General features: G+C 45.7%; 20 protein-coding genes. 18 read left to right on the top strand and 2 right to left on the bottom strand.

Annotation, left to right across the window (positions count from 1 at the left end):
* Positions 1-71: 71 nt before the first annotated feature.
* From B3M51_RS06450 to B3M51_RS06370, 17 genes are all read left to right on the top strand, one after another.
* On the top strand, positions 72-1,088 hold the full coding sequence (locus tag B3M51_RS06450; RefSeq protein WP_292480634.1) for a vWA domain-containing protein: 1,017 nt from the start codon (positions 72-74) through the stop codon (positions 1,086-1,088).
* Positions 1,089-1,124: 36 nt separating this feature from the next.
* Positions 1,125-1,610 carry a L,D-transpeptidase gene (locus B3M51_RS06445; protein WP_292757693.1) on the top strand — a complete coding sequence of 162 codons (486 nt, stop codon included), beginning with the start codon at positions 1,125-1,127 and terminating at the stop codon, positions 1,608-1,610.
* A gap of 9 nt (positions 1,611-1,619) precedes the next feature.
* Positions 1,620-2,669 (top strand): beta-N-acetylhexosaminidase, encoded by a 1,050-nt coding sequence (gene nagZ, locus B3M51_RS06440; protein ID WP_292757691.1) that lies wholly within the window; start codon positions 1,620-1,622, stop codon positions 2,667-2,669.
* A 75-nt stretch (positions 2,670-2,744) separates the two neighbouring features.
* Positions 2,745-6,230: a DNA polymerase III subunit alpha gene (dnaE, locus tag B3M51_RS06435; protein ID WP_292757689.1), complete on the top strand. Its 3,486-nt coding sequence runs from the start codon at positions 2,745-2,747 to the stop codon at positions 6,228-6,230.
* An 86-nt stretch (positions 6,231-6,316) separates the two neighbouring features.
* Positions 6,317-7,414: a PilT/PilU family type 4a pilus ATPase gene (locus B3M51_RS06430; RefSeq protein ID WP_414673437.1), complete on the top strand. Its 1,098-nt coding sequence runs from the start codon at positions 6,317-6,319 to the stop codon at positions 7,412-7,414.
* 257 nt (positions 7,415-7,671) lie between these two features.
* On the top strand, positions 7,672-8,628 hold the full coding sequence (locus B3M51_RS06425; protein WP_014706717.1) for an acetyl-CoA carboxylase carboxyltransferase subunit alpha: 957 nt from the start codon (positions 7,672-7,674) through the stop codon (positions 8,626-8,628).
* Between the two features lie 20 nt (positions 8,629-8,648).
* On the top strand, positions 8,649-9,977 hold the full coding sequence (gene tilS / locus B3M51_RS06420; RefSeq protein ID WP_292757685.1) for a tRNA lysidine(34) synthetase TilS: 1,329 nt from the start codon (positions 8,649-8,651) through the stop codon (positions 9,975-9,977).
* A 105-nt stretch (positions 9,978-10,082) separates the two neighbouring features.
* Entirely contained in the window at positions 10,083-11,720 is a 1,638-nt protein-coding gene (locus B3M51_RS06415) for a CTP synthase (RefSeq protein WP_292757683.1), read from the top strand.
* Complete coding sequence (gene kdsA / locus B3M51_RS06410; protein ID WP_014706720.1) at positions 11,720-12,556, top strand: 3-deoxy-8-phosphooctulonate synthase; 837 nt, start codon at positions 11,720-11,722, stop codon at positions 12,554-12,556. Before B3M51_RS06415 ends, kdsA begins: the two co-directional genes overlap by 1 nt.
* 60 nt (positions 12,557-12,616) lie before the next feature.
* Positions 12,617-13,897, top strand: a complete 1,281-nt coding sequence (gene eno / locus B3M51_RS06405; protein ID WP_292757681.1) for a phosphopyruvate hydratase — start codon at positions 12,617-12,619, stop codon at positions 13,895-13,897.
* Positions 13,898-13,907: 10 nt separating this feature from the next.
* The gene (gene ftsB, locus B3M51_RS06400) at positions 13,908-14,195 is read left to right on the top strand and encodes a cell division protein FtsB (RefSeq protein ID WP_014706722.1); all 288 of its coding nucleotides are present in this window, start codon (positions 13,908-13,910) and stop codon (positions 14,193-14,195) included.
* Positions 14,185-14,895, top strand: a complete 711-nt coding sequence (gene ispD, locus B3M51_RS06395; RefSeq protein ID WP_292757679.1) for a 2-C-methyl-D-erythritol 4-phosphate cytidylyltransferase — start codon at positions 14,185-14,187, stop codon at positions 14,893-14,895. Before ftsB ends, ispD begins: the two co-directional genes overlap by 11 nt.
* A complete protein-coding gene (gene ispF, locus B3M51_RS06390) occupies positions 14,892-15,374 on the top strand; it encodes a 2-C-methyl-D-erythritol 2,4-cyclodiphosphate synthase (RefSeq protein WP_292757677.1) in 483 nt (160 codons plus the stop codon). The genes ispD and ispF overlap by 4 nt, the downstream gene beginning before the upstream one ends.
* On the top strand, positions 15,371-16,447 hold the full coding sequence (gene truD, locus B3M51_RS06385) for a tRNA pseudouridine(13) synthase TruD (protein ID WP_292757675.1): 1,077 nt from the start codon (positions 15,371-15,373) through the stop codon (positions 16,445-16,447). Before ispF ends, truD begins: the two co-directional genes overlap by 4 nt.
* Before the next feature lie 28 nt (positions 16,448-16,475).
* Positions 16,476-17,249: a DUF1223 domain-containing protein gene (locus B3M51_RS06380; protein ID WP_292757673.1), complete on the top strand. Its 774-nt coding sequence runs from the start codon at positions 16,476-16,478 to the stop codon at positions 17,247-17,249.
* A gap of 7 nt (positions 17,250-17,256) precedes the next feature.
* Entirely contained in the window at positions 17,257-18,651 is a 1,395-nt protein-coding gene (cysG, locus tag B3M51_RS06375) for a siroheme synthase CysG (RefSeq protein WP_292757671.1), read from the top strand.
* Positions 18,652-18,795: 144 nt separating this feature from the next.
* Complete coding sequence (locus B3M51_RS06370; RefSeq protein ID WP_292757669.1) at positions 18,796-21,108, top strand: TonB-dependent receptor; 2,313 nt, start codon at positions 18,796-18,798, stop codon at positions 21,106-21,108.
* 48 nt (positions 21,109-21,156) lie between these two features.
* On the opposite strand, the gene nadC is transcribed toward B3M51_RS06370, so the two are convergent.
* Positions 21,157-22,005 carry a carboxylating nicotinate-nucleotide diphosphorylase gene (gene nadC / locus B3M51_RS06365; protein WP_292757667.1) on the bottom strand — a complete coding sequence of 283 codons (849 nt, stop codon included), beginning with the start codon at positions 22,003-22,005 and terminating at the stop codon, positions 21,157-21,159.
* A gap of 85 nt (positions 22,006-22,090) precedes the next feature.
* On the opposite strand from nadC, the gene ampD reads away from it, so the two are divergent.
* Entirely contained in the window at positions 22,091-22,642 is a 552-nt protein-coding gene (ampD, locus tag B3M51_RS06360) for a 1,6-anhydro-N-acetylmuramyl-L-alanine amidase AmpD (protein WP_292757665.1), read from the top strand.
* 43 nt (positions 22,643-22,685) lie between these two features.
* On the opposite strand, the gene B3M51_RS06355 is transcribed toward ampD, so the two are convergent.
* Positions 22,686-23,360, bottom strand: a complete 675-nt coding sequence (locus tag B3M51_RS06355) for an FKBP-type peptidyl-prolyl cis-trans isomerase (protein WP_292757663.1) — start codon at positions 23,358-23,360, stop codon at positions 22,686-22,688.
* Positions 23,361-23,375 lie beyond the last annotated feature (15 nt).

The raw sequence follows: 23,375 nt of genomic DNA, 5'->3' as shown, positions 1-23,375 counted from the left end.
TACTTTTTTTGTCAGGCGAAATGGAATTTCAATATTGAAACTTCTCTGACCTGTTTGATTGTCTGTAAGGTATGAGTTGGTCACATCCATATCTGCTTTATTTATTGCCACTGGCGTTGCTGCCATGGCTAAGTCGAAATACTGAAAAGCAAATTGTCTGGGAATCATTATTACCCCAGGATGTTGTTTCCACGGTTATTGGTTATACACTGCGGGTAGTGGCATCAATCGTTATTGCTGCATTAATTATGGCAGTCGCCGAACCGCATATACCTGAACATACTGTGCAACGCAGCGGTCAGGGAGCAGAAGTGATTATTCTGTTGGATCGCAGCCGCAGTATGGATCAGCCATTTGCTCGCCGTCATACCTATCGTCTCTCCACTAAAATGAATTTCAAGGAAAGTAAGCGTAGTGTCGCCCGTTATTATTTGACCGAGTTTGTCTCCAGTCGTCCTGATGACCGCTTTGGCTATGTGTTTTTCAGTGAGCAGGCAAGCGGAATTTTGCCGTTGACCTACAGTAAGGAAACCACACTGGCCACCATTGAAGCAGGGGGATTGGGTCGCGGATTGACCAAAACGGATATCTCTGTGGCATTAAAAAAAGCCGGTGAAATGTTTGAGGGAGAAGTCTATCGGGGAGCGCGAATTGTGTTGCTGATTTCTGATGGTGGACAAATTTTATCCGCTGAGCAGGAACAACGGATCAGCCAGATATTACAGGACAATAATCTAAGCTTGTATTGGATCTATCTGCGTTCCGTAAGTGGCATGACGCTCGACGAAATGCCCGGTGAAAGCGTGCTCTGGCAAGGAGCGCCTGAAAGACACTTACATACTTTTTTTAAAAGTCTGGCGGTTCCATATCAGGCTTTTGAGGCGGGTTCCCTCGATGAATTTGCAGCAGCTATGAAGAATATAGACCAACAGCATTATCAGACTTTATTAGTCGAACGCAAAATGCCACGTGAATCACTGGCAGATTATTTCCTCTGGGTAGCAATGGTAGGGTTGTTGCTGCTGACTGCATCACAGATATACACTTGGTCTGGTGTCTCGCGTGCGTATCGTTCAACACGCCATTGATGTTTCTTGCAAAGCAGGCTGAATTTAAATCTAACCATGGCAAATCATCTTCTCGACATTTCTCTGTCTCAGCAACGTTGCCAGCTAAAACGGGATGATGAGGTGCTGTTTTCTGCATCTGTTTCTACGGCTTTAAATGGACCCGGTGAACATGAAGGTTCAGGATGCACTCCTAGAGGCTGGCATATAATCAGGGCATGTATAGGTGACGGCCAACCGGTTAATACAGTGTTTCGTGGCAGACGCCCCACCGGCGAAATTTTTTCACCACAGCTGGCGGAACAGTTTCCCGATAAAGACTGGATTTTAACGCGCATACTCTGGTTAAGCGGACTGGAACTTGGCAGGAATCGACTGGGAAATGTTGATACAATGCGTCGCTATATTTACATACATGGCACACCGGATAGCGAGCCAATGGGTATCGCTGAATCCCACGGTTGTATCCGCATGCATAATCAGGATTTGCTGACGTTGTTTGATCTGGTCAAACCCGGTTTGAAAGTCCTCATTCACGAATAAGGTAATTACATGACATTAGGCCCGTTGATGGTGGATCTGATCGGGGTAACGATCAGTGAGAAAGAAAGAGAAATTCTTCAACATCCATTGGTTGGTGGCGTCATCCTGTTTAGCCGTAATTATGAATCTCCAGAACAAATTGCTGCACTGACATCTGAAATCCATGCAATACGTCAACCACATCTCATCATTGCTGTGGATCATGAAGGTGGGCGGGTACAACGTTTTCGTGAAGGCTTCAGCCGTCTTCCGCCTGTTGGCACGTTGGGCCAGCATTACATGCAACATCCTCAACAGTCCCTTAAACAAGCTGAAGTGACCGGCTGGTTAATGGCGGCAGAGCTTCGTGCCGTGGGAGTAGATTTCAGTTTTGCACCGGTTCTGGATCTGGATTACGGCGTCAGTGAAGTGATTGGTGACCGTGCGTTTCATCGAGATCCCCAAGCGGTCACCAAACTGGCTGCTGCCTATATCAGCGGCATGAAACAGGCTTACATGGCTGCAGTTGGTAAACATTTTCCCGGTCATGGGGCAGTGGAAATCGACTCGCATTTAGGTTTGCCGGTCGATAAACGCCATCTGGAAGATATGTGGCAGGCCGATATGTTGCCGTTTCGGCAACTTTGCTCACAAACGTTGGCGGGCATCATGCCAGCACATATTGTTTATGAAAAATGTGACAGTTTGCCGGCTGGTTTTTCACCCTATTGGATCCAGGAAATTCTGCGTAAGCGAATGGGTTTCCAGGGCGCAGTAATCAGTGATGATCTAAGTATGGCAGGGGCTGCCATTATGGGCGATAGCACAGCTCGTGCAGAAGCCGCTTTAGCGGCGGGGTGTGATTTGTTGCTGCTTTGCAATAACCCCTCAGAAGTTGAAAGCGTATTGGATAACCTCAAATGTGATGCCGATCCGCTAAGGCATATGCGTCTGGTACGACTGCATGGTCGTCACCCGATTGACCGCGAAACGCTAATGGCCAGCGACCAATGGAAACAGGCAGTTTATACCGTTGCCAACTATGCACCTGATACCGATCGGCAACTGGATCTTGCCTGATATTTTTTCGGTAGATTCATCTTCTGCTGCCTACCGGCAGTGTTATCATTTTGCTTTGAATTAAAAAACTGTCTAATGACCTCGCAATTCGTACACCTGCATTTACACACTGATTATTCACTGGTTGACGGACTGGTCCGTATCAAACCTCTGGTCAAGGCAGCGGCTGCCTCTGGCATGCCTGCAATTGCTATAACCGATCAACATAACCTGTTTGCCGCTGTCAAACTCTACAGCGCGGCAATGCAAGCCGGGGTCAAACCCATTCTGGGCGCCGATATCCGGCTGCGTGACAGCAACGACAGTAAAAAAAGCCTGCGAATGGTACTGCTGTGCAGCACCATGGAGGGCTATCACAACCTGTCACGGTTAATTTCAAGAGCCTATACCGAAGGACAGCATCTGGGTGTGCCAATGCTGGAACCTGAATGGCTTGATGGACAAACTGACGGGTTGATTTGTTTAAGTGGTGGGCGTGAAGGGTTGTTAGGTCGAGATCTGTTGGGGGGGCGACAAACAGAAGCTGAACAATTGGCCAGACATTGGATGCAATTGTTTCCCGATCGGTTTTATCTGGAGCTGGTGCGTACTGGCCGTGATGATGAAGAACGTTATATTCAACAGGCGTTGCAACTGGCCAGTGAGCTAGACTTGCCTGTAGTGGCGACCAACGATGTGCGCTTTTTAACCCCGGATCAGTTTGAAGCCCATGAAGCCAAGGTCTGTATTAACGAAGGCCGGCTGTTGGATGACCCACGTCGCCCAAGAATGTATTCCGAACAGCAATATCTGCGTAGCCCTGAAGAAATGGTGCGTTTATTTGCTGATATTCCGGAAGCCATTACCAATACGGTTGAAATCGCCAAACGTTGTAATGTTGAATTAACACTGGGTGAGCATTACCTTCCGGATTTCCCGGTACCTGATGGCATGACGCTGGCTGAATTTTTCTCCAAGGAATCATTTGACGGGCTTGCTGAACGCTTACCAGTATTGTTTCCGGATGAGACAGAGCGTGAACAAAAGCGCGCTGAATATGAATCACGGCTACAGATTGAACTCGACGTTATCAATGAAATGGGTTTTCCCGGCTACTTTTTAATCGTTGCCGACTTTATTCGCTGGGCCAAAAACAATGGGGTTCCGGTTGGACCGGGACGGGGTTCCGGTGCTGGCTCTCTGGTGGCCTATGCATTAAAAATTACCGATATTGATCCACTGCAATACGACTTGCTGTTTGAACGGTTTTTGAATCCGGAACGGGTATCATTGCCTGACTTTGACGTCGACTTTTGCATGGATGGCCGTGATCGCGTTATCGATTATGTATCCCGGCATTATGGCCGGGATCATGTCTCGCAGATTATTACCTTCGGTACTATGGCGGCCAAGGCGGTATTGCGCGATGTTGGTCGCGTTTTAGGTCATCCTTATGGCTTTGTTGATCAATTGGCTAAACTGGTGCCATTTGAACTGAAAATGACGCTGAGCAAGGCACTGGAACAAGAGCCGCAGCTTAAAGAACGTTATGATAAGGAAGAAGAAGTTCGTAACTTGATCGATCTGGCATTGCAGCTGGAAGGTCTGACCCGAAACGTCGGTAAACATGCCGGTGGTGTGGTTATCGCACCAAAAAAACTGACTGATTACACCCCGCTATATTGTGAACAGAATGGTGCCGGCCTGGTGTCACAATATGATAAAGACGACGTTGAAAGTGTCGGTCTGGTTAAATTCGACTTTCTGGGTCTGAAAACCCTGACCGTTATTGACTGGGCGGTTAAAAACGTAAAAGCGGTTTTGCCAGCTGAAGAAGCGGATAAGATTGATATCGCCATTCTGCCATTGGATGACAAGCCCAGTTACGACTTGTTAAAACGGTGTGAAACCACGGCGGTATTCCAATTGGAATCGCGTGGTATGAAAGAGCTTATCAAGCGACTGCAACCGGATAATTTTGAAGATATTATCGCGTTGGTGGCATTGTTCCGACCTGGGCCGTTGCAGTCGGGCATGGTAGATGACTTTGTTAATCGTAAACATGGCCGTGCCAAAGTCGATTATCCACATCCTGATCTTGAACCCGTTCTGAAACCTACCTATGGCGTCATTGTTTATCAGGAACAGGTTATGCAGATCGCCCAGGTTCTGGCGGGCTATAGTCTCGGTGAAGCCGACATGCTGCGCCGGGCGATGGGTAAGAAAAAGCCCGAAGAAATGGCCAAGCAACGACAGATTTTCCTGGAAGGTGCTAAAAATCGAGGCATTGAGGAAAACACTGCAGGACCGATTTTTGACTTAATGGAAAAGTTTGCTGAGTACGGTTTTAACAAATCGCATTCAGCTGCTTATGCATTGGTTGCCTATCAAACGGCCTGGCTGAAAGCCCATTATCCAGCAGCGTTTATGGCGGCAGTATTATCAGCGGATATGGACAACACCGATAAAGTTGTCGGCTTGATTGATGAATGTCGTGATATGAATCTGACGGTATTACCGCCGGATGTTAATTTCAGCAAAATCCAGTTTACCGTAGAAAACGAAACCACCATCCGTTACGGCATGGGCGCCATAAAAGGCGTGGGGGAATCAGCCCTGGCCGGTATCGTTTCAGAACGCGAGCAGGGGGAAGCATTTACCTCATTATTTGATTTTTGTCGTCGAGTAGAGCTGAAAAAAATTAACCGCCGGGTAATGGAATCGCTGGTTAAAGCTGGCGCATTTGATTCGCTTGGCGGTCATCGTGCCAGTCTTGAATCCAGCCTTAGCCGGGCGATGCAGATTGCAGAGCAGCATCGGCGTGATGCCGCCAGTGGACAGAATGATTTGTTTGGCCTGGCTGAGCCGTCCCATGCTGATCAACCGCAAACCGATTTACTGGAAGATGTGCCTGAATGGCAGGAAGAGCAGTTATTACGTGCTGAAAAAGAAACACTGGGGTTATATTTAAGTGGGCACCCGATCGATCGCTATGCTGATGAGCTGGCCCAATTTATTCCAAAAAAAATCAGTGAACTGGATGCGCCTGAATCCAAAGGCTATCAACGTAATGAAATTCCATTACTGACTGCCGGGTTGATCGTGGCAATTCGTACGATGAAATCCAAAAATGGCAGCCGGATGGCATTTATTACTCTGGATGATCAGACAGCACGCCTCGAAGTGCGGGTTTTTGGCGAGGTCTATGAGCAATATCAAAGTGTTATACAACCGGATAAATTGGTGGTGATTCAAGGAAAGATTGGTCAGGATAATTTCAGCGGTGGTCTCGCTGGTACAGCAGAGTCCGTTTATGATTTACAGAAAGCCCGTGAATTATTTGGTAAGTCAGTACAATTGACGGTGAAACAGCAGGGTGATGACGCACAATGGATCTCGCAGATGCAAGCCGTGATGTCACCCTTCTGCGGTGGCGTCATCCCAGTGGAGCTCAAGTACCATAATCAGAATGCTGAAGTAATGATTCGACTGGGTCATGACTGGCAAATCACCCCATCGGATACCCTGTTGAAAGAGCTGGCGGATTTACCGATTAGTGAAACTGTGACGGTGCGCTATTAAGCGACTTAATCGGCTTTGTTGGCTGATGTCAATCGTGTACGATTAATGCAACTCAAACGTTTACTCTAAGGATTGCTGACGTGGAAATGATGCCTTACCTGAAACTGATGGCCGATAAGGAAGCCTCAGATTTGTTTTTTTGTACTGCGACCGAACCGCAAGTCAAAATTCAAGGGGTGATTCGCCCCGTTGGCAGTAAAAAAATGCTGACAGGGGAAGTGAAAGAGCTCGCTTATTCATTAATGGATCAGCAACAAATAGCTGAATTCGAACAAAATCTGGAAATGAATTTTGCGGTTCCAGTCCATGGCGTTGGTCGGTTCCGGGTCAATATCTTCCGGCAGCGTGGCGAAGTATCCATGGTCATTCGCTATATCCGTACCCATATTCCTAATTTTGAAGAAATGAGTTTGCCGCCTGTACTGGGCAATGTGGTGATGGAAAAACGTGGTTTGATTCTGGTGGTAGGGGCCACGGGCAGTGGTAAGTCCACGACGTTGGCCGCGATGATTGGTCATCGGAATCGAAATTCCGGATCACATATTCTGACCATTGAAGATCCGCTGGAATTTGTGCATTCCCATCAGCGCTCTATTGTGCAGCAGCGTGAAGTCGGTATTGATACCCTGTCTTATGAAAATGCATTGAAAAATGCTCTGCGTGAAGCGCCCGATGTCATTCTGATTGGTGAGATCCGCGACATGGACACCATGAAGCACGCAATCAATTACTCTGAAACCGGTCACCTGTGTTTAGCCACATTGCATGCCAATAATGCTAATCAGGCACTGGACCGGATCATTAACTTTTTCCCGGAAATGATGCATCGTCAGATCCTGATGGATCTGTCACTGAATTTGCGTGCCATCATCTCGCAGCGTTTATTACCTTCGGTGCAGGATGGCAATCTGGTGCCGGCGGTGGAAGTCATGCTCAGCTCGCCGTATATCGCAGAATTGATTAATAAAGGTCAGATCGGTGCGATCAAAGATGCGATGAAAGAAAGTAGTGAACCGGGGACTATTACCTTTGACCAGGCTTTGTTGACACTGTATCGGGAAGGTAAAATTTCTCAGGAAGATGCATTACGTAATGCTGATTCGCGTAATGACCTGAGTCTGGAAATCCGCATGGGGGCATCCCATGATGACAATGATTCGGAAGATGAATTAATCCTCAGCTGAGCGTAAACATAGGGCTTGCTGATCTTTCCTAGCCGCCTCTCTGGTGACTGAAAGTCCACCAATCAAGGCGCTAGGACTGCGGTTTGTGAGATACATTCATGTATCTCACCTCTTCGTGGCTTACGCTCAAACATGCTCCCGGCATTTTTGTAATCTTTCTAAATAAACGACGAGCAACGCCCAGTGGTGGATATGAAAGATCAACAAGCCCTAGTGCGTGTATAATCGAACTATTTTGATTCGAAGGTAATTTTGTAATGCAGTTGAATTTCCTTGACTACGAGCAGCCTATTGCCGAGCTGGAAGCCAAAATCGACGAACTTCGCTACATGAGCAATGACAGCGATCTGAATATCACCGAAGAAATTCAGAAGCTTAAGGAAAAAAGTGAATCGCTGACGCGCTCGATTTTTTCCGGATTAACGCCATGGCAAGTCACCCAAATGGCGCGCCATCCTCAGCGTCCTTATACGTTCGATTACATCAAACATCTAATCACAGACTTCGAAGAATTGCATGGTGATCGCGCCTACGCCGATGACCAGGCATTAATTACCGGAATGGGCCGTTTCAACGGTCAGCCTGTGATTGTTATTGGTCATCAGAAAGGCCGTGATACTAAAGAGAAAGTGGCACGTAATTTCGGTATGCCACGCCCTGAAGGCTATCGTAAAGCGTTACGTGTGATGAAATTGGCCGAGCGCTTTGGCATGCCAGTATTGACCTTTATTGATACGCCAGGTGCTTATCCCGGTATCGGTGCTGAAGAGCGCGGTCAGAGTGAAGCCATTGCTCGGAATCTGTTTGAAATGGCCAAGTTGAAAACCCCCATTATAAGTACCGTTATCGGTGAGGGTGGCTCAGGCGGTGCGCTGGCAATTGGTGTTGCCGACCATCTAATGATGTTGCAATACAGTATTTATTCAGTTATTTCACCGGAAGGCTGTGCATCCATTCTTTGGAAGAGCGCTGAAAAAGCTTCTGATGCTGCCGCAACGCTAGGTGTGACTTCAGATCGTCTGAAATCACTGGGTTTGATAGATGAAATTGTCAAAGAACCCCTGGGTGGTGCGCATCGTGATCCTGAAGCACTGATGGCAAACATGAAAACAGCAATCAACACTAAAATTAAACAGTTACAGGCGATGCCAGTAGATGAACTGGTTAAGCGTCGTCAAAAGCGTTTGCTTGATTATGGTGCCTTTGAAGGATAAACAGGCCCTGGTTTATAAAAGTGTCTTTTGACACAGAATTAGTTATTCAGAAGATCCGCAAATATTGCGGATCTTCTACTTTATGGGTGGCCTACAGCGGTGGCATGGACTCTCATGTGCTGCTGCATTTTTTGGCAACGCATCGTGAGCAATTTCCACAAAAGATCCAGGTCGTGCATGTCGACCATCAGCTGCAATCGCAATCTGCCCATTGGGCAGAACACTGCCGACAGGTTGCTGCTTCATTACACATGTCATTTCACTGCCTGAAAGTGACAGTTACAGATATTAATCAGTCAGGTGTTGAATCAGCCGCACGCACCGCGCGTTATCAAGCTATTGAACAACTGATTAACGATGATGGCGTTTTGCTAACTGGACAACATTTGCAAGATCAGTCTGAAACCTTGATGTTGCAATTACTGCGAGGGGCTGGCAATCGTGGATTAGGAGCGATGAAAGCAATTTCTCAATGGCAGAATATGCAGATTGTCCGGCCCTTGCTGACTATTTCCAGAGAAGCTTTATTAGAATATGCAACAACACATCAGTTGCAGTGGATTGAAGACCCCAGTAACCAAAATACCCAGATAAATCGTAACTTCTTACGTCATCAAATCTGGCCATTGTTACAACGGCGTTGGCCTGCCATAAATCGAAATCTGGCACGTTCCGCAAATAACCTGCAGGAAAGCCAGATTTTGTTGGATGAGCTAGCGCAAGATGATCTAAATTCTGTCGAAGCGAATTCAAATGACGGCAGTTTAAACATTATTAAACTGCTTATGTTGAGCGAGCCACGGCAACGCAATGTGCTGCGGTTTTTTATAAAACAGTTAAATATAGTGCTGCCATCACGCACAAATCTGCAACGAATTTTGACTGAAGTCTGTCATGCTGCTGTAGATGGGCAGCCTCAGGTCAGTTGGAGCCAATACATTGCCAGACGTTATCAGAACACACTTTATATCAGTAGGTTAACGCAACAACCTTTAACGCTTTCTTCCGTTAATCTGCTTTATGATCAACAGCCCATATTGTTAGATGCTGATCATCAGTTAGTTTGGAAAGCTGCAAGGGGGGAAGGGATTCGTGCTGAATTGTTTAGCTCTGGTTTGGCTCTAACATTTCGTCAGGGCGGAGAAAAAATTCAGCTAGCCGGCAAGTCTCATCATCAGTCATTAAAAAAGTTGTTCCAGGAATGGCAAATCCCTGTTTGGCAACGCGATTCAATTCCGTTGTTGTTTGCCAGTCAGCAATTAGTCGCAATTGTCGGATATGCCTTTGCAGAAACAGCAAAGCCGCTATCCGACGAAACTGGCTGGTTACCAGTGATTGAGCAGACTTGATGGGGATATTTTGATTGAGCCACTCGGGCAATTCTGGTACTTTATGAGGATATTTTTGAGTGTGGCTATTCTGGCTGCGCCGCTATTGCAAAAACTCTCCATAATATGACTAAATTTATATTTGTCACTGGTGGTGTTGTGTCGTCTCTCGGTAAGGGAATCGCGGCGGCTTCACTGGCAGCGATTCTAGAAGCTCGTGGCCTGAAGGTCACAATGATTAAACTCGATCCCTACATCAACGTTGATCCCGGAACAATGAGCCCACTGCAACATGGTGAGGTGTTTGTAACGGATGATGGTGCTGAAACTGATCTGGATTTAGGTCACTACGAGCGGTTTATTGATGCCAATATGACCAGCCGCAATAACCATACGACTGGCCAAATCTATGAAAACGTTATCCGTAAAGAACGCCGGGGTGAGTATCTTGGCAATACGGTGCAGGTCATTCCGCATATTACCGATGAAATCAAACGCTGTGTTTATGAAGGCGCTGGCGATGCCGATGTTGCACTGGTGGAAATCGGTGGCACGGTCGGTGATATTGAGTCATTACCATTTTTGGAAACCATTCGTCAGATGGCAACTGAATTAGGCCGTGATCGTGCTTTGTTTATTCATCTGACACTGGTGCCCTATATTGCTTCTGCCGGTGAAATTAAAACCAAACCCACTCAGCATTCAGTAAAAGAACTACGCACTATCGGTATTCAACCGGATGTTTTGCTGTGTCGTATGGATCGACCTTTACCGGAATCCGAACGCCGCAAGATTTCCTTGTTCACCAATGTTCCTGAAAAATCGGTTATCACCTGTATTGATGTGGACAGCATTTACAAAATACCAATGGAATTACACAAACAAGGTCTTGATGACATTGTGGTGAAACAACTGGGACTGGATGCTAAACCGGCCGATCTGAGTCAGTGGCAGCAGGTTTATGAAAATCTCTCCAATCCGCAGGGTGAAGTCAATATTGCCATGGTCGGAAAATACATGGAGTTGACCGAAGCCTATAAATCGCTTTCCGAAGCCTTGGTTCATGCCGGTATTCATACCCGTACCAAGGTCAATGTGCATTATGTCGATTCTGAAATGATCGAGAAAAATGGCACCAACAGTATTGCCGATATGGATGCCATTCTGGTGCCTGGCGGCTTTGGTAAACGTGGTGTTGAAGGGATGATTTTAACCGCTCAGTTTGCCCGCGAAAATAATATCCCGTATCTGGGAATCTGTCTGGGTATGCAGGTAGCCGTCATTGAATATGCTCGTCATAAAGCAGGACTGACACAGGCTTTCAGTACCGAGTTTGAACCGAATACACCAGATCCGGTGATAGGTCTTATTACAGAATGGCAGAAAGAGGATGGCAGTGTAGAACAGCGTGATCATGATTCAGATCTGGGCGGTACCATGCGTTTGGGTGGCTATCCATGTGTTCTGAAACCTGGATCGCTGGCACAACAGATTTATGGAGCTGATGAAATTGTTGAGCGTCACCGTCATCGTTATGAGTTCAACAATAATTACAAACAGAAACTGGAAGATGCCGGTCTGCTGTTTTCGGGCATGTCAAAAGATAACTCACTGGCAGAAATGGTCGAGATCCCGGGGCATCCCTGGTTTGTGGCTTGTCAGTTCCATCCAGAGTTCACCTCCACCCCGAGACATGGACATCGTCTGTTTGAAGGCTTTATCAATGCTGCAGTGGCGAATCATAAAAAACGAGGACAGCTGTAATGCAATTATGTGGTCACGAAGTTGGCGGTAAACAACCGTTATTTTTGATTGCCGGCACCTGTGTCATCGAAAGTGAACAAATGACCATGGATGTGGCTGGTCAGTTAAAAGAGATGACAGACAAACTGGGTATCCCCTTTATCTACAAATCCTCTTTCGATAAAGCCAATCGTACTTCTACTAATACCTATCGCGGTCCCGGTCTTGAAGCGGGTATGGCGATTCTGGAAAAGGTCAAAAAAGAATTCGGCCTGCCTATTCTGACAGACGTTCATGAAGACACACCGCTGGCTGAAGTTGCCAGTGTGGTCGATGTATTGCAAACCCCGGCTTTCTTGTGTCGTCAGACCAATTTCATTATTAATGTCGCCAGTCAGGGCTTACCGGTAAACATTAAAAAAGGTCAGTTTCTGGCGCCATGGGATATGCAGCATGTCGCAGATAAAGCCAAATCAACTGGTAACCAGCAGATCATGTTATGTGAACGTGGTACCTCATTTGGTTATAACACGTTGATTTCAGATATGCGTGGTTTACCGACCATGCGTCATATGGATTGCCCGGTAGTATTTGATGCCACCCACTCGGTGCAGCAACCCGGTGGTCAGGGTGGCAAAAGCGGTGGCCAGAGACAGTTTGTACCTGTACTGGCACGTTCTGCAGTAGCTGCTGGCATTGCTGGCTTGTTCATGGAAACGCATCCGGATCCTGAAAAAGCCCTCAGTGATGGACCGAATTCCTGGCCACTGCATAAAATGCAGGCTTTACTGGAAACGCTGATTGCTATCGATAAAACAGTTAAACAACAAGACTTTATTGAAGACGCTTACCTGTAACAGGTGGCATGCCAGAAAAGGGTTATTGTCTGGCAACTTCAACTATAGATGGAGACAATTATGAGTAAAATTATAGATGTTCGTGGCCGTGAGATCATTGATTCTCGTGGCAATCCTACGGTCGAAGCTGACGTTATTCTTGCCAGTGGCGCCATAGGAAGAGCAGCTGTACCTTCAGGTGCTTCAACTGGCGAACGTGAAGCGATTGAGTTACGTGATGGTGATAAGTCACGTTATCTGGGCAAAGGCGTAACCAGAGCTGTTGAAGCAATCAATACTGAATTACGTGCGGCCGTTGTTGGAATGGATTGCCTCGATCAATCCAGCCTGGATGAAAAACTCATTGCCTGTGATGGCACTGAAAATAAACAACGTCTTGGTGCTAACGCTATTCTGGCGGTTTCCATGGCAGCGGCAGTAGCCGGTGCGGATGAACAGGGATTGCCTTTATATCGCTATCTTGGCGGAGATAAAGCGGTGACCTTGCCGGTACCGATGATGAACATTATCAATGGTGGATCACACGCTGATAACAGTGTTGATTTCCAAGAATTCATGATTGTGCCGGTCGGTGCCAAAAGCTTCAAGGAAGCAATTCGTGCCGGAGCAGAAGTATTTCATCAGTTAAAAGCTGTTTTATTGGCACAGGGTCTTAATACCGCTGTGGGCGATGAAGGTGGATTTGCCCCCGATCTGGCTTCAAATGAAGCGGCTATGGAACTAATTATGCAAGCCATCAAACAGGCTGGCTATGAGCCGGGCCGTGATGTCATGATCGCGCTGGATGTCGCCAGTTCCGAGTTTTATAAAGACGGGATGTATCGTCTGGAATCCGAAAAACGTAGTCTCACCGCGGCTGAATTAACGGATCTGCTGGAAACCTGGTGCAATAAGTATCCAATCATCAGTATCGAAGACGGCATGGATGAAAACGACTGGGATGGATGGAAATTGCTGACCGATCGAGTAGGCGATCGTATTCAATTAGTGGGTGATGATTTATTTGTGACCAACAGTGCGATTCTACAGAAGGGTATTGAAGCCAAGGTGGCCAATGCAATTTTGATCAAGCTGAATCAAATCGGTACGTTGAGTGAAACACTTCATGCGATGAATATGGCCGCCGAAGCAGGCTATAAATCTATTGCTTCTCATCGCAGTGGTGAGACTGAAGATACGTTTATTGCCGATTTGGCGGTGGGCACCCAATGTGGACAAATCAAAACCGGCTCGATGTCGCGTTCAGACCGGGTAGCAAAATATAATCAGTTGCTGCGTATTGAAGCTGAACTGGGTGCTACAGCAATTTATCCGGGTTTGCGGGCTTTCGCCTGTCAGTGAAGTTTGACGTATGAAAACAGTACTGATTGTGCTGACGTTAATTTTTGTCATGCTGCAATACAGATTGTGGTTGAGTCATGACGGCTTACCAGCTTTGTTAAGACTTCATCACACAGTTGAAAAACAACGTATTGATAATGCAAAACTTGAAGAGCGCAATCAGGTACTGGCTGCAGAAGTTGCTGATCTTAAAAGCGGTTTGGATGCATTGGAAGAGCGTGCTCGCAGTGAACTGGGGATGGTTAAGCCGGAAGAAACCTTTTTTCACATAATTGAACTTCCTGAAGATGAACAATAAAGTCTGGGCGGTGGTGCCTGCGGCGGGGATTGGCAGCAGAATGCAGGCCGATCGCCCTAAGCAGTATCTATTACTGAATAATCAACCAGTAATTGTTCATAGTCTGCAACGGCTTATCAGTCATCCTTTAATCGAAGGGGTCGTTGTTGCGCTTTCAGCCAATGATCCGTACTGGCCCTCACTGAATCTGCCATCACACTGGCCCATCCATACAACACTTGGGGGAGAGCATCGGGCGGATTCAGTGAGCAACGCGCTAGAGTTTCTAAAAAATCTTACCCAGCAGGATCCTTGGGTATTGGTGCATGATGCCGCACGTCCCTGCATTCGTCACAGTGATATCGATTCCATGTTGCAGCAATTAAGTGATGATCCGGTAGGTGGTATTTTAGGTGTGCCGCTCAGTGAGACGATCAAACGTGTGAACGCAGATAACACCATCGAAGCAACAGTAGATCGAACTGGATTATGGCGGGCATCCACTCCTCAGATGTTTCGATTGAAAGGCCTGGCTGAGGCATTAACTCAAGCGAAACAATGCAATATCAATGTTACAGATGAGGCCAGTGCAATGGAATTTATGGGCTTAGTACCCAAAATGGTTGCCGGGCATGCTGACAATATCAAAATTACTCTGCCACAGGATCTGGCATTAGCAGCGCTATTTTTACAACAACAGAATAATGGAGAAGCTGCGTGAAAATAGGCCATGGTTATGATGTTCATCGGTTTGCTGAAAACTGTTCATTAATTATTGGTGGTGTAAATATTCCTCACACGCATGGACTTGAGGCTCACTCCGATGGGGATGTATTGATTCATGCAATATGTGATGCTTTGCTCGGCGCTGCAGGCTGGTGGGATATTGGTCACCATTTTCCTGATGATGATATGGCTTTTGCGGGAATTGATAGTCGGGTACTGTTACGTCGTGTATATGACGATTTAGCGGCGGCAGGCTGGCAGGTGAGCAATGTCGATTCTACAGTGGTAGCACAAGTACCTAAACTGGCGCCGTATATCCCGCAAATGCGAGAATTGCTGGCCACAGACCTGCATATTGAGTCCTCGGCAATTAATATCAAAGCGACAACCACCGAAAAACTGGGATTTGTCGGCCGCCAGGAGGGCATATCGGCTCATGCTGTGGCGCTTATCCAAAAGGTTGAATCTGTTTGAAACATTTCGATTATTTATCCCTGCCACGCCATTCTGAAACTGCTTCAGGCTGTAGTGCCAAGCTACGTGAAAAAGCGGTTTATTTTGAAGTAGAGGAACATCTGCCATTTTCGCCGGAGGGCGAAGGATCGCATGTCTGGTTATATGTGCAGAAAACCGATACCAACACTGACTGGTTGGCCCAGGAAATTGCCCGATTTGCCGGTGTGTCGCCTGTTGCTGTCGGATACGCCGGACTTAAGGATCGTCATGCAGTTACATCCCAATGGTTCAGTGTTAATTTACAGGGTTTGCCGGAACCGGATTGGCTGGCATTTGAAAATGAACAAATTAAAATTCTTAAAGCGGTTCGTCACAGCAAAAAATTAAAACGTGGGGCACTTGCCGGAAACCGTTTCCGTTTGCGATTAACCGACATTGTCGGTGACCCGAGTATCTGGGAGCAGAATCTGCAATTAATTGCGGAGCAGGGAGTACCTAATTATTTCGCCGAACAACGTTTCGGTCATCACGGTAATAACCTGAAAAAAGCAGAGCAATGGTTCACAGAAGGAACCGAGCCGAAAAAGCGAAATCAACGCAGTATTATTATTTCAGCAGCACGTTCCTGGCTGTTCAATCTGGTGTTGGCCGAACGAATCCGCCAAGGCAACTGGAATCAAATGCTGGCGGGTGACGTGATGTTACTGGCCGGTACCCGTGCCAGTTATTTTGTCGCTGAGACTAAAGATGATGTGCTTGAACAGCGGATTAATGAAATGGACATCCATCCGACCGGGCCACTCTGGGGTAAGGGGGAGGCTATCAGTAAGAATGATACGCTGGCTCTGGAACAGAGCGTATTAACAGATTGGCTGGATTGGCAGCAGCAGTTGGAGAAAATTGGTTTATCGCAGGAACGTCGTGCACTTAGATTATTTCCACAGAATCTTAAATGGCAATTTATCAACCAAACCAGTTTACTGTTAGAGTTTGAATTGGGGCCGGGCAGTTATGCAACGGCTGTTTTGCGAGAACTCGCTGAAATTCAGGATATGTCGCAGAAAATTTCCACAGTGTCACCTAGTGAATAGGATTCAGTGATCTCTGAAGGAGGCTGATATGAATCACTCCATGATTAAGATGTTGTTGCTGGTTTTATGCTATATCCCTTTTACTGTTCAGGCAGTAGACCGTTGGCAGACGTCAAGTGGCGATAAACATACTGCCGTACTGGAATTATTTACTTCAGAAGGCTGTGGGCTTTGCCCTCCTGCCGAACGCTGGTTATATCAACAGCAGCAGGCAGAGCTTGATTATATTGTTCTGGGTTTTCATATTGATTATCTGAACGATAAGAAAGGCTGGGTGGATGCATTTGCCAAACCGGCATTTTCCGAACGTCAGAAACAACTGGCGCGGTTGAACCGATATCAGACTATTTACACTCCGGAATTTGTATTGAGTGGTGAGTCCCTGCCAAATTGGCGGGCGAATTTCGCAGAAGCAGTAAGTTTCCTCAATGAATTTGATGCTCAGGCACAGATTAATCTAAGAGCTTATCTGATTAATGATCAGTTGATGATCGATAGCCGAAGCCAGGTAACAGGTAAGGAAAATCGTCAACACAGCAAACTGTATCTTGCTATTACTGAGGATGATGTCAGTAGTCTGGTCCTTGGTGGAGATAATGCCGGACAGACATTTAATCATCAAAACCTGGTTCGTCGATGGTTGGGACCGTTTGAACTTGATGATTCTGGTGAAACCTTTATTGAACATCAAGTGAAATTGTCACCTGAATGGCAGCAGGACAAACTGAAACTGGTGGCAATTATTCAAAATTTATCCGACGGATATATTTTGCAGGCCGTGGAATTACCTTTTACACAATAGAAGTTAGATGGATTATTTACCTATATTTATAGATTTAAAACAACGCCATTGTCTGGTGGTTGGTGGCGGCGAAATTGCAGCTCGTAAAGCAGCATTACTATTGAAAGCTCAGGCATCAGTAATTATTGTTGCCCCAGATATTGCTGAGATGACGCGCCAATTGCTGGAAGATCCTGACTATAAGAACAGGGTGCACTGGATCAATGATAGATTTGATTCAAGCTATCTTAATCAGCAAACGCTGGTGATCGCGGCAACCAATGATGAAAAAGTTAATCTCGAAGTCTATCAGACAGCCAAAGCCAGAAATATTCTCACCAATGTGGCTGATCAACCCGAGATGTGTGACTTTATTTTGCCTTCGGTTCTAGATCGTTCGCCCATTGTGGTGGCGATATCCAGTGGTGGTCAGTCACCTATTTTAGCCAGACAATTACGCGCACGGCTGGAAACACTGATTCCACCTGCTTACAGTAAATTGGGATTACTGGTGGGTGAATATCGTGAACGGGTGAAGGCAAAGTTTGGCCATATTAAACAGCGTCGTCGTTTCTGGGAATCAGTTTTACAAGGCCCTGTTGCCGATCATGTATTGGCTGGACGTGATGAACTGGCCAGCAAAACGCTTGAAACTCTGCTTGATGAAACCGCTGATAATGCTCTGCAACAAGGTGAAGTCTATCTGGTGGGAGCAGGCCCAGGTGATCCGGATTTATTAACCTTTAAAGCCTTACGATTGATGCAACAGGCCGATGTGGTTTTTTACGATCGTCTGGTCAGTAAGGAAGTGCTGGCATTAGTACGTAAAGAAGCTGAAATGATTTATGTCGGGAAGCAGCGGGCATGGCACAGCAAACGTCAGGATGAAATAAATCTGTTATTGCTGGAACATGCTCAGGCTGGCAAACGCGTTTTACGTTTGAAAGGTGGCGATCCGTTTATTTTTGGTCGTGGAGGAGAGGAAATTGCCACGTTGGCTGAACAGAAAATTCCTTTTCAGGTCGTACCGGGTATCACAGCCGCTTCGGGTGTTGCTTGCTACTCTGGTATTCCATTAACGCATCGTGATTATTCCCAAAGTTGTGTGTTTGTAACAGGACAATTAAAAGAAGGTGAGCTGGATTTGAACTGGCAGGCGTTAGTGCAACCACGTCAGACAGTAGTGGTTTATATGGGCCTCGCAGGCCTTGATATACTTAGCCAGAAGTTACAACAGCACGGCATGAGAGCAGATATGCCGGCCGCGCTGGTTCAGCAAGGCACAACAGAGAATCAAAAGGTCTGGACAAGTACTATTGCCGAGCTTCCTGAATTGGCAAAAAAACAACAACCTGTCGCACCAACGCTACTGATTATTGGTGAAGTTGTACAACTGCATAATCAACTAGCTTGGTTTTCTTAATAAAAACAACAGATTAATCTTCCCGTATTGTTTTAGGAATTTTTCCTAATTCTATGTGTGAAACGTCATGCTAGCATCGTCCTAAGCTTCATAGAAAGCTATATATAAAAAGTATTTACAAAATATTAATCTGGGAGATTAAAGATGGCGATTCCATTCCGACGCGGTGTCCTGCCTGCGTTATTAGCTAGTGTATTGACTCCGGGACTCAGCTTAGCTGCAGAACCGGATCTTCAACTTGAAAATATAGAAGTCATCAGCCTTACGCCACTACATGGTGTAGGACTGGAGGCAGATAAAATTCCTAGCCATGTTCAAACTGCTACAGATGAAGATATTGAGCGCACTCAAAGCCTAGATATTTCTGATTTTATGAATCAGACAATGGACAGTGTAAGTATCAACAATGCTCAAAATAATCCATTCCAACCAGATTTGAAATTCCGTGGCTTTACGGCTTCTCCACTTGTAGGTAATGCTCAAGGTATTTCGGTTTATCAGGATGGTGTCCGTATCAATGAACCTTTCGGTGATGCTATCAACTTTGAATTAATACCGAAATCAGCGATTGCCAGCATGAATATGATGTCAGGTTCAAATCCTTTGTTTGGTTTGAATACTTTAGGTGGGGCTCTATCGATTCAAACCAAAAATGGTTTTACGCACCCGGGACATAGTCTTGAAGCTTACACCGGTTCATTTGGCCGAGATTCAGGAACCATTGAAAGCGGTGGTAATGACGGCAATTTTGGTTATTTTGTGACCGGTTCTATTACCAAAGAAGATGGTTGGCGTGATTTTTCACCATCGAGAGTAGAACAGTTCTTTTCCAACTTGAGCTATCGTAATGAAACCAGCAGTTTGGATTTTGGTATCACTGCTGTTGACAGTGATCTGAACGGAAATGGTGCATCACCAATTGAGTTAGTTGCTGACGATCGGGAAGCTGTGTTCACCCATCCGGATAACACGCAAAATGAATTGCGTATGTTTACCTTGAATGGCTCACATTGGATAAATGACAATGTGATGTTGTCAGCGAATACCTATTATCGTCGCAGTGATCGCAGTACGTTTAATGGTGATGGTTCTGAGTTAAGTGTAATTGGTGGACAAATCGGCGAAGACGAGGATGGTGTTGAAGGTGTATTTGATGGTGATGACGAAATCATTAGTACTGATTCACTCGGCTTTGCAGATGGTGATGATGTAGCCCTGAATAACACCAGTGAAACTGAACAAGATAGTTATGGTTTTGCTTTACAGTCAACCTTTTTGAATGATTTATTTGATCGGGAAAACCAATTGATTGTTGGTGCTTCCTACGATACTTCAGATGTTAAATATTCATCACAATCTGAAATAGCAGAATTTACTGATTCGCGTGGTACCGATGGAACAGGCTTCATTATTGATGAAACAGTAGTTGATGGTGATATTGAAACAGACACATTCAGTTTGTTTTTCACTAACACACACTCATTAACTGAACGTCTCGATTTAACTTTGGGTGGACGTTATAACTGGATTCAGATTGATATTTCTGGGACCAGTGAAGGTGGTGAACAGGATCTTAATGAGTCTGGTAATAAACATGTATTCAAACGCTTTAATCCTACAATCGGCTTGACCTATGCATTACAGGATAACCTGACTGTCTATGGTAATTACAGTGAATCTAATCGTGCCCCGACCGCCTCAGAGCTGACTTGTGCTGAACCAGAGTCACCTTGTGCTTATCCTAATGCTTTTTTAGCAGATCCACCTTTGGATGATGTTGTTGCTAAAACAGTTGAGGCAGGTTTGCGCGGTCAGCAAGAAATGTTTAACTGGTATAGCAATATTTATTACACACAGCTAACGGATGATTTGTTCTTCTTCTCTGAGGATGAGGAAGTATCTGAGGAAGTTAGTGGTCGTTTAGGTTTAGGTAACTTCAGAAATATTGATAAAACAGCACGTGCCGGGCTTGAGTTTGGACTGAATGGTCAATATCAACAATTGGCGTGGTTCACTAACTATAGTTATGTTCGTGCGACTTTTGAGGATGATTTCGATTATTCACGAAACGGCGAGCTCTATAGTGTCAGTAAAGGTGATCGCCTACCAAGTATTCCTGAACACAATATTAAGATCGGTGTCGACTATGCATTTACCCAGAAATTATCGTTAGGTGCAACGGCTTCATATCATTCAAGCCAATATTACCGTGGCGATGAAGCGAATGTTGATAAGAAAATCAGTGGTTATGGACTGGTTAATCTGCATGGTCGTTACAAGCTGAACAAAAATGTCCAGTTCTTTGCCAAAGTCGACAATTTGTTTGATAGCGAATACGAGAACTTTGGTTTGTACGGTGAACCCGATGAAGCACCAGGCCTTGATTATGAAGACCCACGCTTTGTTGGTGCAGGTGCACCGAGAGCCGGCTGGATTGGTTTCAAAATTACAATGTAATGCGATCGTTTAGCTAATAGAAAGGCCGCTACTTGCGGCCTTTCTTTTTTATAACTCAATAAATCGCATCGATAGGTCCACAGCCTGTAAATCTTTGGTTAATTGTCCCACTGAAATTCTATCAACGCCGGTTTCAGCAATACCTCGTAGCGTCTCTTTATTCACACCCCCTGAGGCTTCAAGGGCAACTTTACCCTGAGTAACGGTAACAGCCTCATGTAGCATCTCCAGTGAAAAATTATCCAGCAACACAATATCCACAGCAGTATTGAGTACCTGATGTAATTCATCCATAGACTCGACTTCGACCTCAATTGATACATTGGGATGCAAAGCTTTGGCCTGAGCCACCGCCGCTGCAATTGAGCCAGCAGCAAGTATATGGTTCTCTTTAATCAATATGGCGTCATACAGCCCAAATCGATGATTAACTCCGCCTCCACAACGTACCGCATATTTCTGACCAAGTCTTAATCCTGGCAGGGTTTTACGGGTATCAAGCAGTTTAACCGGCAAGTCTTTGATAATGTCAGCATAAAGTTTGGTCTGAGTGGCGGTGCCGGAAAATGTCTGCAAAAAATTCATAGCCGTGCGTTCACCACTCAATAACGCCCGGGCATTGCCAGAAAGTTCACATAGCACCGCGTTTTCACGTAGCAGATCGGCATCTTCAAAAAACCAGTTGATTTGAATCCCTGGATCCAGCTGATTGAATACTTCATTAAACCAGTCACGACCACATAAAACGGCATTCTGACGACTGATCAGTCTGGCTTTGGCTATTGCATCAGTAGGAATAAGATCAGCAGTGAGATCCTGCTGTCCAATATCTTCCAGCAAGGAGAGCTTGACCTGTGAGCTAATAAAATTAGCCGGGATAAAGTTTTGAATCGTCATAGTCTTCAAGGTTAAATTTAAACAGCCGATAGGGTAACCGTTAAAGCTCTGATAATCTATTCAGAAACCTATGATGGAGTGAGCAGTGATTATTGATAGACAGAGCGGATGGTTGGATGCGGCAGAGATTTTACCTTCAACCAATTGTGATGATCGTCCAGACGAGAACGATATTAGCGGCATCGTTATTCACAATATCAGTTTACCTCCTGGCCAGTTTGGCGGTGGCTGGATTGCCGATCTGTTTTTAAACCAGCTCGATCAGAATGCACACCCTTATTTTGCTGAGATCGCGCATCTTAAAGTTTCATCACATTTGTTGATAAGACGAGATGGATTGATACAGCAGTTTGTGCCTTTTCATAAACGCGCATGGCATGCAGGGGTATCCTGCTGGGAGGGGCGAGAACGTTGTAATGACTTTACAGTAGGTATTGAAATGGAAGGTGATGATGAAACGGCATTCACCGAAGAGCAATATCAACAACTAGCTAAAGTCAGCAAAGCATTGTTTGCAACCTATCCATTATTATCGAAAGAACGAATTACCGGTCATGAACATATTGCTCCTGGACGTAAGACCGATCCTGGACCTCATTTTGATTGGGTCTACTTCAAACAAGTATTGCAAGCATAAAAAAAGCCGCCCGTGGGCGGCTTTAGTTGATATTAAATGATTATCACTGCGTGATCGCAATCAGCTCGATATCAAAAATCAATGTTTCGTTAGGACCAATCATTTCACCGGCACCTTGTGGACCGTAAGCCAGATTGCCTGGGATGACCACGCGCCATTTGCCGCCTTCTTTCATCATCTGCAAGACTTCCTGCCAGCCCTGAATAACACCATTCACCGGGAAAGTTGCTGGTTCGCCGCGTTCAATAGAGCTATCAAACACAGTACCGTCAATCAAAGTACCTTCGTAATGAGCAATGACTTTATCAGTTGCCTTTGGTGTTGCGCCATCACCTTCTTTAAGGATTTCATACTGCAGACCGCTGTCAGTTGTGACAACACCGTCTTTTTTAGCATTTTCTTCCATATAAGCTTTAGATTCTGCCTGCTTTTTGTTCATTGTAGCAGCCAGTTCCTGTGATTTTTTCTGCTGGTATTTACCAATGATTTCCTGCGCAGTTGCCTGATCCATTTGTGGTTGACGACCAGCCATCATGTCGGCAACGCCTGCACTGAATGCATCCATTTCCAGCTCTACACCTTCCATCATCATTTGTTGACCGACTTGTATGCCGAAGATATAGCTGAGTTTTTGTTGTTCGGTATCGAGGGTGGCGTTTTCTGCCATTACATTAGCTCCAAATAAAACGGGAAGGAAAGCGAGATATTTCAGTTTCATGTCTTATGACTCTCA

Origin of the sequence: Methylophaga sp. UBA2689, assembly GCA_002354555.1 — a bacterium.
In the GTDB taxonomy this organism is placed as follows: Bacteria; Pseudomonadota; Gammaproteobacteria; order Nitrosococcales; family Methylophagaceae; genus Methylophaga.
This window is presented reverse-complemented; position numbering and strand designations above follow the sequence as displayed.

Bases quoted from the DNA above. Each gene is read 5' to 3' on its own strand.
- kdsA (WP_014706720.1), top strand. From the start codon at position 11,720: ATGCAATTATGTGGTCACGAAGTTGGCGGTAAACAACCGTTATTTTTG.
- B3M51_RS06370 (WP_292757669.1), top strand. From the start codon at position 18,796: ATGGCGATTCCATTCCGACGCGGTGTCCTGCCTGCGTTATTAGCTAGT.
- B3M51_RS06430 (WP_414673437.1), top strand. From the start codon at position 6,317: ATGATGCCTTACCTGAAACTGATGGCCGATAAGGAAGCCTCAGATTTG.
- B3M51_RS06445 (WP_292757693.1), top strand. From the start codon at position 1,125: ATGGCAAATCATCTTCTCGACATTTCTCTGTCTCAGCAACGTTGCCAG.
- B3M51_RS06450 (WP_292480634.1), top strand. From the start codon at position 72: ATGAGTTGGTCACATCCATATCTGCTTTATTTATTGCCACTGGCGTTG.
- ispD (WP_292757679.1), top strand. From the start codon at position 14,185: ATGAACAATAAAGTCTGGGCGGTGGTGCCTGCGGCGGGGATTGGCAGC.
- B3M51_RS06425 (WP_014706717.1), top strand. From the start codon at position 7,672: ATGCAGTTGAATTTCCTTGACTACGAGCAGCCTATTGCCGAGCTGGAA.
- ftsB (WP_014706722.1), top strand. From the start codon at position 13,908: ATGAAAACAGTACTGATTGTGCTGACGTTAATTTTTGTCATGCTGCAA.
- dnaE (WP_292757689.1), top strand. From the start codon at position 2,745: ATGACCTCGCAATTCGTACACCTGCATTTACACACTGATTATTCACTG.
- nadC (WP_292757667.1), bottom strand. From the start codon at position 22,005: ATGACGATTCAAAACTTTATCCCGGCTAATTTTATTAGCTCACAGGTC.
- B3M51_RS06380 (WP_292757673.1), top strand. From the start codon at position 16,476: ATGAATCACTCCATGATTAAGATGTTGTTGCTGGTTTTATGCTATATC.
- eno (WP_292757681.1), top strand. From the start codon at position 12,617: ATGAGTAAAATTATAGATGTTCGTGGCCGTGAGATCATTGATTCTCGT.
- B3M51_RS06355 (WP_292757663.1), bottom strand. From the start codon at position 23,360: ATGAAACTGAAATATCTCGCTTTCCTTCCCGTTTTATTTGGAGCTAAT.
- B3M51_RS06415 (WP_292757683.1), top strand. From the start codon at position 10,083: ATGACTAAATTTATATTTGTCACTGGTGGTGTTGTGTCGTCTCTCGGT.
- nagZ (WP_292757691.1), top strand. From the start codon at position 1,620: ATGACATTAGGCCCGTTGATGGTGGATCTGATCGGGGTAACGATCAGT.
- cysG (WP_292757671.1), top strand. From the start codon at position 17,257: ATGGATTATTTACCTATATTTATAGATTTAAAACAACGCCATTGTCTG.